At 59.7% G+C, this 12,286-nt stretch carries 11 protein-coding genes; 6 read left to right on the top strand and 5 right to left on the bottom strand.

What is annotated here, in order from left to right:
* Positions 1-89: 89 nt before the first annotated feature.
* From astE to astC, 5 genes are read right to left on the bottom strand one after another with little or no spacing between them, the layout of a single operon-like run.
* Positions 90-1,067 carry a succinylglutamate desuccinylase gene (astE, locus tag NNN71_RS11020; RefSeq protein WP_271458496.1) on the bottom strand — a complete coding sequence of 326 codons (978 nt, stop codon included), beginning with the start codon at positions 1,065-1,067 and terminating at the stop codon, positions 90-92.
* Between the two features lie 9 nt (positions 1,068-1,076).
* Positions 1,077-2,402 (bottom strand): N-succinylarginine dihydrolase, encoded by a 1,326-nt coding sequence (gene astB / locus NNN71_RS11015; RefSeq protein WP_271458495.1) that lies wholly within the window; start codon positions 2,400-2,402, stop codon positions 1,077-1,079.
* Complete coding sequence (gene astD / locus NNN71_RS11010; protein ID WP_271458494.1) at positions 2,399-3,877, bottom strand: succinylglutamate-semialdehyde dehydrogenase; 1,479 nt, start codon at positions 3,875-3,877, stop codon at positions 2,399-2,401. Before astD ends, astB begins: the two co-directional genes overlap by 4 nt.
* The gene (astA, locus tag NNN71_RS11005; RefSeq protein ID WP_163445677.1) at positions 3,874-4,908 is read right to left on the bottom strand and encodes an arginine N-succinyltransferase; all 1,035 of its coding nucleotides are present in this window, start codon (positions 4,906-4,908) and stop codon (positions 3,874-3,876) included. The genes astD and astA overlap by 4 nt, the downstream gene beginning before the upstream one ends.
* On the bottom strand, positions 4,905-6,125 hold the full coding sequence (gene astC / locus NNN71_RS11000) for a succinylornithine/acetylornithine transaminase (RefSeq protein WP_271458493.1): 1,221 nt from the start codon (positions 6,123-6,125) through the stop codon (positions 4,905-4,907). The genes astA and astC overlap by 4 nt, the downstream gene beginning before the upstream one ends.
* A gap of 449 nt (positions 6,126-6,574) precedes the next feature.
* Between astC and xthA the strand changes: the two genes are divergently transcribed.
* The 6 genes from xthA (at position 6,575) to NNN71_RS10970 (ending at position 12,233) form a co-directional block, all read left to right on the top strand.
* Positions 6,575-7,378, top strand: a complete 804-nt coding sequence (xthA, locus tag NNN71_RS10995) for an exodeoxyribonuclease III (protein ID WP_065357619.1) — start codon at positions 6,575-6,577, stop codon at positions 7,376-7,378.
* 179 nt (positions 7,379-7,557) lie between these two features.
* Positions 7,558-8,214: a TVP38/TMEM64 family protein gene (locus NNN71_RS10990; protein ID WP_271458492.1), complete on the top strand. Its 657-nt coding sequence runs from the start codon at positions 7,558-7,560 to the stop codon at positions 8,212-8,214.
* Positions 8,211-8,903, top strand: coding sequence for a TVP38/TMEM64 family protein (locus NNN71_RS10985; RefSeq protein ID WP_271458491.1), 693 nt, complete (start codon positions 8,211-8,213; stop codon positions 8,901-8,903). The genes NNN71_RS10990 and NNN71_RS10985 overlap by 4 nt, the downstream gene beginning before the upstream one ends.
* Positions 8,903-10,093 carry an ABC transporter substrate-binding protein gene (locus NNN71_RS10980; RefSeq protein WP_442910512.1) on the top strand — a complete coding sequence of 397 codons (1,191 nt, stop codon included), beginning with the start codon at positions 8,903-8,905 and terminating at the stop codon, positions 10,091-10,093. Before NNN71_RS10985 ends, NNN71_RS10980 begins: the two co-directional genes overlap by 1 nt.
* Positions 10,066-11,601, top strand: coding sequence for an ABC transporter permease subunit (locus tag NNN71_RS10975; protein WP_271458490.1), 1,536 nt, complete (start codon positions 10,066-10,068; stop codon positions 11,599-11,601). The genes NNN71_RS10980 and NNN71_RS10975 overlap by 28 nt, the downstream gene beginning before the upstream one ends.
* The gene (locus NNN71_RS10970; RefSeq protein WP_271458489.1) at positions 11,601-12,233 is read left to right on the top strand and encodes an ATP-binding cassette domain-containing protein; all 633 of its coding nucleotides are present in this window, start codon (positions 11,601-11,603) and stop codon (positions 12,231-12,233) included. The genes NNN71_RS10975 and NNN71_RS10970 overlap by 1 nt, the downstream gene beginning before the upstream one ends.
* The last annotated feature ends 53 nt before the right edge of the window (positions 12,234-12,286 follow it).

Genomic DNA, 12,286 nt, shown 5'->3' with positions numbered 1-12,286 from the left:
TTAATAAAGCAATATTCCAGGAATAATCCGTAATACCATCAGAACGCCAAAATAAAAAGCCGCAACACAATGCGGTGCGGCTTTTTTCGCTATATAGCAGGCGGGCAACGTTCTAACATCAGGCCAGCACGCAACCCCAACGCCACGTCCGGGTTGGGGAACAAGACATACTCACAGGCCGATTCCACCACGTAGCGCGTATCACCGTCTTCCGCCAACAGTGTCCCCTTGGCGAAAGGCGTGAAGTTCAGCGTCTGTGCGGACATATGCAGCCGGAAGTCCGCGCTGCGGCGGGTAATCTGCTGCACCACCCGGTAGTAAAGCGGCGTTGCCGCTGCGCCACCGCCAGATTCCCCCGCCAGCAAGTTCGCCAGCTGTCGTTCAACCAGCGCGAACTGGCTAAGATCGTTTTGTCCGAAAGGTCGTGCCTTACCCAGTTCCAGCGTGCAGGACAGCACGTCAAACGTTTCGCAGGTAAAATGGGTAAACGTTCCCCCCGGCGCCTGATGAAACACCAGCGCCTGCAGCCCCGCCGAGCCCAGCCAGCGTAAAAAATCCGCGTCCCACGGGGTCTCTCGCATCGGCAATACGCCAAAACGCGGGTGATGAGAACCGCGAATGGCGGTATGCATATCAAGATGCCAGCGCGTCTCAGCCGGACAGCGCTGATAAAACGCCGCTACGGTTTGCTCTAGGCTGGCGGCGCGTACGGTTTCATCACTCACCGGGAAATGCCGCCAACGGGCGCCAAACATCCGGTTGAGATCGCTATGCAGGTAGCGTTTGTTATCACGTAGCGCTGGCGGGTTACCCAATACCACCAGCAAATGCCAGCGCAAAGCCTGTTTGCCGCTGATTAATGCGGTCAGTAGATTATCGAGGATTTCAACCGGCGCGGTCTCATTGCCGTGGATCCCCGCCGACAGCACCATCGCCTGCGAGCAACTTTGATGCGGCGTCAGCTGTAGCACGCCGGCTTCACGCCACTCCCAGCGAAAGTTGGCCGTTTCGCCCTCCGGCTGCGGCGGCAGCCTCCCCGCCAGCGTTAGCGCCAGAAATTGTTTCATGCCGCCTCCTTAGCGCTGAAAAGGGTAGATCGATCCCAACTGTAAAATCTGGGTTAATCTGTCCAGCGCTTCGCGCCCTTCCACCAGCAACTGCGGGTCGGCGAGATCGGCCTGCGTCAGCCGATCGCGGTAATAACAGTCAACCCAGTCATTGAGCGTGGCAAATAGCGTATCGTTCATCATCACCGCCGGATTCACCGCCCTGCGCTCATCGTCAGTCAGCACCACCCGCAGACGCAGGCACGCAGGCCCACCGCCATTGGCCATGCTTTCGTGCAGGTCGAACACCCTCAGTTCGTCAATCGGATTATCCTGCGCCAGCAGCGCGTTGAGATAACGCCAGACGCGCGGATGCTCCTGCGCTTCGCCGGGCAGCACCAGCAGCATGCTGCCGTCGGGTTTGCTGAGCAGTTGGCTGTTAAACAGATACGTTGCCACCGCTTCGGCAACCGTCACTTTCGAGGAGGGAACCTCAATCGGCATGAAATTCGGTACTTTCAGTGCCAGCTGGCGCAGCAACGCGGGCTGATCGACAAACGCCTGCTCGTGGCAAAACAGCACCTGCCGGTTACTGACCGCGATCACATCGTTGTGGAACACGCCCTGATCAATCACCTGCGGATTTTGCTGGGCAAAAATCACCTGGTTAGGGTTAAGCTGATTGAGACGCGCCACCGCCTCACTGGCGGCTCGCGTTTGTCGCGCCGGATAACGCTGCGGCTGACTGGCGTTCAGCGAATCACGACCGTAGATAAACAGCTGCGTCCCCGGCTGCCCATAGTCACGCCCCAGCCGGTTATGGTTCGCCGCCCCTTCATCGCCCAGCGCCGCCACCGATGGCAGCGGACCATGTACGGCAAAGTGCGCCGGATGTGCAAATATGGCCTGCAGCACGGCCTGAGTCGTCGGCGCCTCGCTGGCGCGGTGCAGCAGGCTACTGAGGTTGGCGACCGTCAGGTGCACCTTGCCATCTAAGGCATCCGCCGAGGGGCATACCGTCGCCGCGTTCGCGACCCACATTGCCGACGCCGAACTGGCCGCGCTCAACAGTTCCGGTGCCTGTGCGGCGGCCTTCGCGACCACCTGCTCATCGCGGCCGCTAAAACCAAGCTGGCGCAGAAGCGCCACGTTCGGCCGCTCCTGCGGTGGGATCACGCCTTGCGGGAAACCGGCATCCGCCAGCGCCTTCATTTTCAGCAGCCCCTGCTTCGCCGCTCGCTGCGGGTTTGAAATCTGATACTGGTTGCGTGTTGAAGCCTCATTACCAAACGACAGCCCGGCGTAGTGGTGCGTTAGCCCCGGCAGACCGTCAAAATTCACCTCCCAGGCGTTCATGATGGCACCTCGCGCTGGAAATCCAGCCCTGGGTTGAGCGTCGCCGGCAAGGTCGCCGTCGGCGCTTCAAGGCTGGCCATCGGCCACGCACAATAATCGGCGGCATACCAGGCTCCCGGACGATGGTTGCCGGACGCGCCGATGCCACCAAACGGCGCGGTGCTGGCCGCTCCGGTGAGCGGTTTATTCCAGTTCACGATACCGGCCCGCGCTTCCAGCAGCAGGCGCTCAAATTTATCCCGTTCCGGTGAAATCAGCCCGCAGGAGAGCCCATAGCGCGTCGCGTTGGCCAGCGCGATAGCCTGGTCGAAATCATCATAGCGCCAGACGCCCAGTAACGGCCCGAACACCTCTTCATCGGCGATATCATGTGCTTCGCTCAGCTCAACAATACCCGGCGTCAGCAGCGAGGTACCCGGCTGTAACAAACGCGGCGTCAGCAATGTCACACCGCCATGTTCTACCTGCATCTGCCAGGCCTGGTGTACGCGCTCTGCCGCCTGCGCTGAGATCAGTCCGCCAATAAACGGCTGCGGCTCGGCATCCCAGGCCGCGGGAATAATACGCCCGCTAACCTCCACCAGCCGCTGTAAAAAGGCATCACCCAGCGCGCCGCGCTTGACCAGCAGCCGACGCGCGCAGGTACAGCGCTGCCCGGCGGTAATAAACGCCGATTGAATGGTCAGGTGTACGGCGGCATCGATATCCGTGGGTTCATCAACGATCAGCGGGTTGTTACCGCCCATCTCCAACGCCAGCATTTTTTGCGGCTGCCCGGCAAGTTGACGATGCAGATGGAAGCCAGTCGCCGAACTGCCGGTAAACAACACGCCGTCAATACCCGGCTGGACGCTCAGCGCTTCGCCGGTCTCACGACCGCCCTGCACAAGATTGAGTACCCCCGGCGGCAGCCCCGCCTGTTCCCATAGCTTCACTACGGCCTGGGCGCAGTCCGGCGCCAGTTCGCTGGGCTTAAACACCAGCGTATTTCCTGCCAACAGCGCGGGAACAATGTGGCCGTTCGGCAAATGTCCGGGGAAATTATAGGGGCCGAACACCGCCAGCACGCCGTGTGGCCGGTGGCGTAGCGTCGCCGCGCCATCGGCCATATCGGCATGGCTTTCGCCGGTCCGGCTGTGATAAGCCTTCACGGAAATAGCGATTTTATTGATCATCGCCGCCACTTCGGTCGCCGCTTCCCAACGCGGTTTCGCCGTCTCGCGGGCGATGGTTTCCGTCAGCGCCGCTTTGTTTGCCTCCAGCAGACTGGCAAACGTTTCAACAAGTTGCTGACGTTCGCTGAACGCGCGCTTCGCCCAGGCCGGAAAGGCGTGCCGGGCCGCGTCCACGGCGGATTCCACCTGCAGAGCGCTGGCATCGTGACCCTGCCATACCGTTTCACCGCTGACCGGATTGGCGCGCTGACGGCGCGGCCCCTCGCCGATCAGCCATTTTCCATTAATCCATAGGCTCATATCTTCTTCTCCTCAGGGCACAGGCGGACCAGGCGAACCGCATCGCCCGGATGACAGTTCAGGGCGTCCAACTGCTCAGCGTTTAACGTCAGGGTTTCGCCCGCCGGGTCGGCGTGCACCAGCATGGCGCGATAGTGCTGATACTGTTCATTCGCAACCACGCACAGCGGCAGGTCGCTGCCGCCGGTTTCCCCTTCCGTCACCGTCACCAGGCGACTTTTGCGCACCGCGCGCACCCGGTCGATTTCACACTCCAGCGTCGGGCCGCCGTCAAAAATGTCGACATAATCGCGATAGCGGAAACCTTCTTTCTCCAGCACGGCTCGCGCCGGCGCGGTTTGCGGATGAACTTGCCCGATCACCGCGCGGGCTTCTTCACTGAGAAAATCGGTGTAGATCGGATGTTTCGGCATCAGCTCGGCGATAAACGCCTTCTGACCGGTACCGCACAGGTAGTCAGCGCGGGCGAACTCCATCGAGAAGAAGCGTTTTCCCAGGCTTTCCCAGAACGGCGAGTAGCCGTGTTCGTCAATCACGCCGCGCATTTCCGCCACCACCTTATGGTTGAAGCGATCGCGAAAGGCAGCCATAAATAAGAAGCGCGAGGATGACAGCAAATGACCGTTGCTCTCTTTGCGCCATGCCGGGTCAAGGAACAACGTGCACAGCTCGCTGCTGCCGGTATGATCGTTGGTCAAAAACAGCGTCGGCAGCGCGTTGTAGACGTTTAACTCTTTCGAGGCATGCACCAGCGTTCCGACCCGATAGTTGTACCAGGGGTCGTTGATCCCCACCGCCACTTCGATGGCGCACACCCCCACCACCGCGCCGCTGCGGGTATCTTCCAGCACGAAAACGTACCCCTGATCACCGCGCGGCAACGTTCCCTGCCAGGTCGCCTGCGAGCGGGCGATACGCGCCGCCAGCGTCTGTTCATCGGCGGGCAGCGAGGTCAGCCCGCCGCCCGTTTCCCCTGCGAGGGTTAAGAGGCCAGGCAGATCGCCGGCCCCAACCGGACGGATAATCATCATGATGACTCTCCCGCGACAAAACGTTCACAGGCGGCAGCGAAGCGGTTGAGACCGAGGGTCACATCCTCTTCTTTGACGATAAGCGCCGGGGCAAAACGGACCACGTTGGCCCCGGCAATCAGCACCATCAGCCCTTCTTCGGCGGCCAACAGGCTTATCTGTTTGGCCTTACCGGCATATTCATCGCGTAGCGCGCAGCCAATCAGCAAACCGACGCCGCGAATCTCTTTAAACAGCCCAAACTGCGCGTTAATGGCCTGCAAGCGCTCTTTAAACCACTGCTCGCGCTGCTTCACGCCGTTGAGCACCTGTAGGGTGTTGATAATCGACAGCACCTCGCCGGCGACCGCACAGGCTAACGGATTGCCGCCGTAGGTTGTACCGTGGGTGCCCACCGTCATCACGCTGGCAAAGGCTTCGCTCGCCAGCAGCGCGCCTATCGGGAATCCGCCGCCCAGCGCTTTCGCCGTGGTGAGCAGGTCCGGCGTGACGCCGTAGTGCATATAGGCATAGAGCTCGCCGGTGCGCCCTACGCCGGTCTGCACCTCGTCAAAAATCAGCGCCGCGTGGTGGCGATCGCACAACGCGCGCAGCTCTTGCAGAAACTCAAGCGCGGCCGGGATCACGCCGCCTTCACCCTGGATAGGTTCCACAATCACCGCGCAGGTATCGTCGTCAATCAGTACGCGGGCGGAGTCGATGTCGTTATAAACGCCGTGGCGAATATCCGGCGGCAGCGGCGCGAAGTCCTGTGAGTAAGCGGGCTGTCCCCCTGCGGTGACGGTAAACAGCGTGCGGCCATGAAATGCGTTTTTAAACGCCACGATGCCGCTTTTGTGGCTGCCAAAGCGGTCATGAGCATATTTACGCGCCGTCTTCAGCGCCGCTTCGTTGGCCTCAGCGCCTGAATTACAGAAAAAGATACGATCGGCAAAGGTGGCGTCAATCAACTGTTTCGCCAGCCGCAGCGCCGGTTCGTTGGTATAACCGTTACCGGTATGCCAGAATTTCCCCGCCTGCTCGGTCAGCGCGCGGATCATCGCTGGATGGGCGTGCCCGAGTGCGTTCACGGCAATCCCCCCCGCAAAATCGATATAGCCCTTACCCTGTTGATCCCACAGCCAGGCGCCCTCACCGCGTACCGGAATAAACGGTGCCGGTGCGTAAACCGGCATCATCCACTGATCAAAATCTTGACGGCTGATTGACTGAGACATAGCGACCTCGACAGGTAAATAAATAGTTTATTTTTTGTTAATTAATTGAGTGCATTTCACTGTAAATGTAGATTGCACGGTTCGTGCCAGCGAGGAGAAAAAGTGCATAAACGGAGAGCGAATACGAAATATCAATAGGTTACAAGGTCATCTTATTCATCATAATTGCATATAAAGTGAATATTAATGTCATACAGCGATGTTGCAGGGGGAAATTAAGAAATATTATGCATCAGCAAAATATCATTCTGGATTTGTGATCGACTGCGAAATTTATCGTAGATTTACGCCTCATAACGGCGCAGATTGCCTCAACCTGGTGCAAATTTTGCTCATCCGGATGGCAACGGCAATAAAAGAAATCGGTCATACCACTGGGCGAAGGCAGCGGGCAACGTTAAATTCTGCTACTATCCCGTCACAATTCATTCTGCAAAGTGGCGACGACTATGAAATTTGTCTCTTTTAATATCAACGGCCTGCGCGCCCGTCCTCATCAACTGGAAGCCATCGTCGAAAAGCATCAGCCCGATGTGATTGGCCTGCAGGAGACAAAGGTTCACGACGACATGTTTCCGCTGGAAGAGGTCGCAAAGCTCGGTTACCACATTTTCTACCATGGTCAGAAGGGCCACTACGGCGTCGCAATGCTGACAAAAGCCGAGCCGGTTGCCGTTTATCGCGGCTTCCCGACCGATGATGAAGACGCCCAGCGCCGGATTATCATTGCCGAAGTGCCGTCGCCGTTTGGTAACGTCACGGTGATTAACGGCTATTTCCCGCAGGGGGAAAGCCGCGATCACGAAACCAAATTCCCGGCCAAAACCAAATTCTACCAGGATCTGCAGGACTACCTGGAAACCCGCCTGAGTAAAGAGAACCCGGTGCTGATCATGGGTGACATGAACATCAGCCCGACCGACCTCGACATCGGTATCGGCGAAGAGAACCGCAAGCGCTGGCTGCGCACCGGTAAGTGTTCGTTCCTGCCGGAAGAGCGCGAGTGGATGCAGCGCCTGCTGGGCTGGGGCCTGGTGGATACCTTCCGTAACGCGAACCCGGAAACCCATGACCGCTTCTCATGGTTTGACTATCGTTCCAAAGGGTTTGATGACAACCGCGGTCTGCGTATCGATCTGCTGCTGGCAAGTACCCCGCTGGCGGCGCACTGCGTGGAAACCGGCATCGACTACGAAATTCGCGCGATGGAAAAACCGTCGGATCACGCGCCGGTGTGGGCAACCTTTAAGTAACCGTTATCCTGGGTAGTCCGCGCAGGACTACCCAAATAATTCTGAGCAAAATCAATAAACAGGCGCTAAACTCTTGCTGGACTCTCGATTGTATAATAACGTCGCGCGCACCTTTTCTTCCCGGCAGGAGGACCCCATGCAAAAGAAGTCGGTACCGCACAGCCTCTAAGCTCCTGCTCATGGCTGTTGTTATCAGCCTGCTTTTCTCTTTGATTCACCGCTTCGGTCTCATTGACCTGATAACCCATTTGCGCCGTCTGCAGGATACCGTACAGGCCAGCGGTACGCTCGGCTATGCGCTCTACATCGCGCTGTTTATTCTCGCCACGGTCTGCCTGCTGCCAGGGAGCGTGCTGGTGCTGGCAGGCGGTATCGTATTTGGCCCGTGGCTCGGCACCCTCCTGTCGCTGATTGCCGCCACCGTCGCCTCGGCGCTGTCGTTTTTACTGGCGCGCTGGCTGGGGCGCGCGCTGCTGCTGAAGTATGTCGGGCATACGCACACCTTTCAGGCCATTGAACGTGGGATCGCGCGATCCGGTATCGATTTTCTGATTCTCACCCGCCTGATCCCGCTGTTTCCGTACAATATTCAGAACTACGCCTACGGCTTAACCGCTATTCGCTTCTGGCCATATACGCTGATCTCCGCGCTCACCACCCTACCGGGGATCTTTATTTATACCCTGATGGCCAGCGAGCTGGCGACGGACGGCATCACCCTCGCCTTCATCCTCAAGCTGAGCCTCGCGGGGCTGGCGCTGTTTGCGCTGGTACAAGCGGCGAAAGGCTATGCGCACCATAAACGCGTGGCGCTGCCCGTTGAGGATGGCGAATGAAACCTATCTGGTACGCCCGCGCGCTGGTCGTCGCGGCTTTTATCGCCCTGCTGCTGGCCTGGTGGTGGATACCGAGCGTTAACCTTTTTATCCACAATAGCCTGGGCGCATTTCTGGCGCTGGATCAGCAAGGCATCGAGCGCTTTATTCACTCTTATGGCTCGCAGGCCGCGGTGGTGTCGTTCCTGCTGATGATTTTCCAGGCCATTGCCGCGCCGTTGCCGGCGTTTTTGATCACCTTCTCTAACGCCTCGCTGTTTGGCGCCTTCTGGGGCGGCGTGCTCTCCTGGAGCAGCGCAATGGTCGGGGCGGCGCTCTGTTTTTATATCGCCCGCCTGATGGGGCGCGGCGTGGTTGAAAAACTGACCGGGAAAACGGTGCTCAAGAGCGTCGACGGGTTTTTCGATCGCTACGGCAAACACACGATCCTTATCTGCCGCCTGCTGCCGTTCGTGCCGTTCGATCCGGTGAGCTACGCCGCCGGCTTGACCTCGATCCGATTTCGCCACTTTTTGTTGGCGACCGGCCTTGGCCAACTGCCCGCGACGATTGTCTACTCGTGGGTCGGTAGCCTGCTCACCGGCGGCACGTTCTGGTTGGTGACCGGGCTGTTTATTCTGTTTGCACTGACTATCGTTATTTTTGTCGCTAAGACGTTTTATCACGAACGCCAAAAGAGGAAATCCTGATGCGTTATCACGGAGAAACCCGTCGTCGCCTGCGTTATGGCCTGCTGGGGCTGCTTTCACTCTGCTCACTCACTGCGGGTGCCGCTGACTGGCCACAGATTGAACAGGAAGCCAAAGGTCAGACCGTGTGGTTTAACGCCTGGGGCGGCGACGAAGCGGTCAACCACTACCTGGACTGGGTCAGCGGCGAAGTGAAACGTGATTACGCAATTGACCTGCGCATTGTGCACATCGCCGACGCGGCAGATACGGTAAAACGCATTCAGACCGAATCTCGCGCCGGGCGCAAAACTAACGGTTCAGTGGATCTGTTATGGGTCAACGGCGAGAATTTCCGCACGTTGAAAGAGGCCAATTTGCTGCGTACCGGCTGGGCGGAGCAACTGCCGAACTGGCGCTATGTCGACGTGACAAAACCCGTTCGCGAGGATTTCTCCGTGCCGGTCGAAGGCGCTGAGTCGCCGTGGGGCAGCGCACAGTTGACCTTTATCGCTCGTCAGCAGCAAACGCCGCAGCCGCCCCGCTCCGCGCAGGCGCTGCTTGAGTTCGCCAAAGCGCATCCCGGTACCGTCACCTACCCGCGTCCGCCGGATTTCACCGGAACCGCGCTGCTGGAGCAACTGTTGATTAACCTCACCGGCCAGCCCGATGCGCTGAAACAGCCGCCGGAGGAGAAAACGTTCGCCGCCGTCACCGCGCCGCTATGGGCCTATCTGGACCAGCTCCACCCGCTGCTGTGGCGCAATGGCAAAGATTTCCCGCCGTCGCCCGCGCGGATGGACACCATGCTGGCCAACGGCACGCTGCGCCTGTCGCTGACCTTTAACCCGATGCACGCAAAGCAAAAGGTGGCGAAAGGCCAGTTGCCGAAAGATAGCTACAGCTTCGGCTTTAGCAACGGTATGCTCGGCAACGTTCACTTTGTCACCATCCCGGCTAACGCCTCCGCCAGCGCCGGGGCGCAGGTGGTGGCAAACTTCCTGCTGTCGCCTGCGGCGCAGCTGCGTAAAGCCGACCCGGCGGTGTGGGGCGACCCCAGTGTGCTGGATCCGGCCAAGCTCGACGCCGGGCAGCAAAAAACGTTGCAGAGCCTGATGCCGGAAAATACTCCGCCGGTGCTGGCTGAACCGCATGCGGCATGGGTTAACGCGCTGGAGCAGGAATGGCTGCGCCGTTACGGTACACATTAATACTGCTGTGCTGGGGCATGATGCTGGTCATCTATCTGCCCCTGCTGCCAGCTGCGGGTATCCTCCTTGCTCCCGCACTGTCTCTGACGCACTGGCAATCGTTACTGTCCGACCCGCAGCTGCCGCAAGCCGTGGCGGCAACGTTGATTTCAACGCTTATCGCCGTCGGCGGTGCGCTGCTGTTGACGCTGCTGCTTATCACCACCCTCTGGCCTTCACCTGCCTGGCAGCGGCTGTCATCGCGCCTGCCATGGCTGCTAGCGCTGCCGCACGTCGCTTTCGCCACCTGCGCGCTGCTGCTGTTTGCCGAGGGCGGCGCGCTGTACCGCCTGCTGCCGACGCTAACGCCAGTACAGGATCGTTACGGCATCGGGCTCGGCCTGGTGCTGGCCGTGAAAGAGTGCGGCTTTTTGCTATGGGTGTGCTGGGCGCTGCTCGGTGAACGGCGGTTGGCGGAACAGGTGGTGATGTTTAAGAGCCTCGGCTATGGCCGCGGTCAGTGTCTGACCCGGGTGATCCTCCCTGCGCTGATGCCATCGCTGAGCGTCGCGCTGCTGGCCACCACCGCCTGGACACTCTCGGTGGTAGATGTGGCGACGATCATTGGCCCCGGAAACCCGCCGACGCAGGCGGTGCTGGCCTGGCAATGGTTGAATGACGCTGACCCGGATATTCAGGCTAAAGGGGGGCTGGCCTGTCTGCTTCTATTGGCGATCCTCACAGCATTGGCCGCTGCGGCCAGCCTGTGCTGGCACGTCTGGCGGGGACATACGCCGCGTCTGAACGGCACTCGCCAGCCACATTTCCCGATGTTACCCGGCAGACTCGTCGGTCTGGTGTTGCCGCTGTGCGGGCTGCTGTGCGTTATGTTTTTGCTGGGGTTAGCGAACAACACCTTGCCTGCTGCCGAAACCCTCGGCAACAGCCTGTGGCTGGCGCTGCTGTCGGCGTTCACCGGCGGCGCAGTCTGCCTGTTCTGGCTGGAATGGGGCCCCAGAAGGCATCACCCCTGGCTGGATCTTCCCCTGATACTGCCGGCGCTGCCGTTGGCCGCCGGGCAGTATCAGCTAGCGCTGTACGGCTGGTTGGATGGCCAGTTCACCACCGTGCTATGGGGACATCTGCTGTGGGTCGTGCCGTGGATGCTGTTCGTGCTGCGTCCGGCGTGGAGACAGATTGACCCGCGTCAGACATTGCTGGCGCAAACGTTGGGATGGAGCCGTCTACGCCGATTCTGCCAACTGAAATGCCCGCTGATTATCCGTCCTTTGCTGTCTGCGCTGGCGGTGGGCTTTTCCGTCAGCATCGCCCAGTATCTGCCCACTCAGTGGCTAGGCGGCGGACGAATCCCTACGCTTACGACCGAGGCGGTCGCCTTGAGCAGCGGCGGCGCGACCGACACATTAGCCGCCCAGGCGTTGTGGCAACTGCTGCTGCCGATGATCTTTTTCCTGCTGACCGCGCTGCTGGCACGGCGCATCAGCCATTTTCGACGAGGTCTACGCTAATGTTACAGGTGCGGAATCTGACGCTCACCCTCGCCGGTCAGCCGCTGCTGCGTGCGGTTAACTTTGTCGTTCCCCCCGGCGAAATTGTGACGCTAATGGGCCCTTCCGGCTGCGGAAAATCCACGTTATTTGCCTGGATGGTAGGGGCGCTGGATGGCGCGTTTCGCGCACAAGGCGAACTGTGGCTTAACGATAAACGTACCGACACGCTGCCAACCGAAAAGCGGCGTATCGGCATTTTGTTTCAGGACGCGCTGCTGTTCGACCACCTGAGCGTAGGGCAGAATTTGCGTCTTGCGCTACCGGCAAGCGTTGCCCGGGATACCCGCCAAATGCGGGTTGAGCAGGCACTGGAACATGCCGAACTGTCTGGCTTTTACGCCCGCGACCCGGCCACGCTTTCCGGTGGCCAGCGCGCGCGAGTCGCCCTGCTGCGCGCCCTGCTGGCACAACCTGATGCGCTGCTGCTGGATGAACCGTTCAGCCGCCTTGACCAACAGCTACGCGGCAGTTTTCGCCAGTGGGTGTTTAGCGAACTCCGGCAGCAGCACATTCCGGTGGTACAGGTCACCCACGACCCGGATGACGTACCGGCTGGCGGCCGCTGTCTGCAGCTTGCAAACTGGCGTTGACGCGGGAAAAACTGCGTTAACGCAAGGTTTTTCTTTCACCAGAGGTTCAAAAT

Source organism: Kluyvera sp. Awk 3 (assembly GCF_028069715.1).
Taxonomy (GTDB): Bacteria; Pseudomonadota; Gammaproteobacteria; order Enterobacterales; family Enterobacteriaceae; genus Kluyvera; species Kluyvera georgiana_A.
The sequence above is the reverse complement of the archived record's forward strand: the minus strand, read 5'-3'. Positions and strand labels throughout refer to the sequence as shown.

What these genes read in the sequence shown, in the direction of transcription:
- astE (WP_271458496.1), bottom strand. Translation starts at nt 1,067, where the DNA reads ATGAAACAATTTCTGGCGCTAACGCTGGCGGGGAGGCTGCCGCCGCAG.
- astB (WP_271458495.1), bottom strand. Translation starts at nt 2,402, where the DNA reads ATGAACGCCTGGGAGGTGAATTTTGACGGTCTGCCGGGGCTAACGCAC.
- astD (WP_271458494.1), bottom strand. Translation starts at nt 3,877, where the DNA reads ATGAGCCTATGGATTAATGGAAAATGGCTGATCGGCGAGGGGCCGCGC.
- astA (WP_163445677.1), bottom strand. Translation starts at nt 4,908, where the DNA reads ATGATGATTATCCGTCCGGTTGGGGCCGGCGATCTGCCTGGCCTCTTA.
- astC (WP_271458493.1), bottom strand. Translation starts at nt 6,125, where the DNA reads ATGTCTCAGTCAATCAGCCGTCAAGATTTTGATCAGTGGATGATGCCG.
- xthA (WP_065357619.1), top strand. Translation starts at nt 6,575, where the DNA reads ATGAAATTTGTCTCTTTTAATATCAACGGCCTGCGCGCCCGTCCTCAT.
- NNN71_RS10990 (WP_271458492.1), top strand. Translation starts at nt 7,558, where the DNA reads ATGGCTGTTGTTATCAGCCTGCTTTTCTCTTTGATTCACCGCTTCGGT.
- NNN71_RS10985 (WP_271458491.1), top strand. Translation starts at nt 8,211, where the DNA reads ATGAAACCTATCTGGTACGCCCGCGCGCTGGTCGTCGCGGCTTTTATC.
- NNN71_RS10980 (WP_442910512.1), top strand. Translation starts at nt 8,903, where the DNA reads ATGCGTTATCACGGAGAAACCCGTCGTCGCCTGCGTTATGGCCTGCTG.
- NNN71_RS10975 (WP_271458490.1), top strand. Translation starts at nt 10,066, where the DNA reads ATGGCTGCGCCGTTACGGTACACATTAATACTGCTGTGCTGGGGCATG.
- NNN71_RS10970 (WP_271458489.1), top strand. Translation starts at nt 11,601, where the DNA reads ATGTTACAGGTGCGGAATCTGACGCTCACCCTCGCCGGTCAGCCGCTG.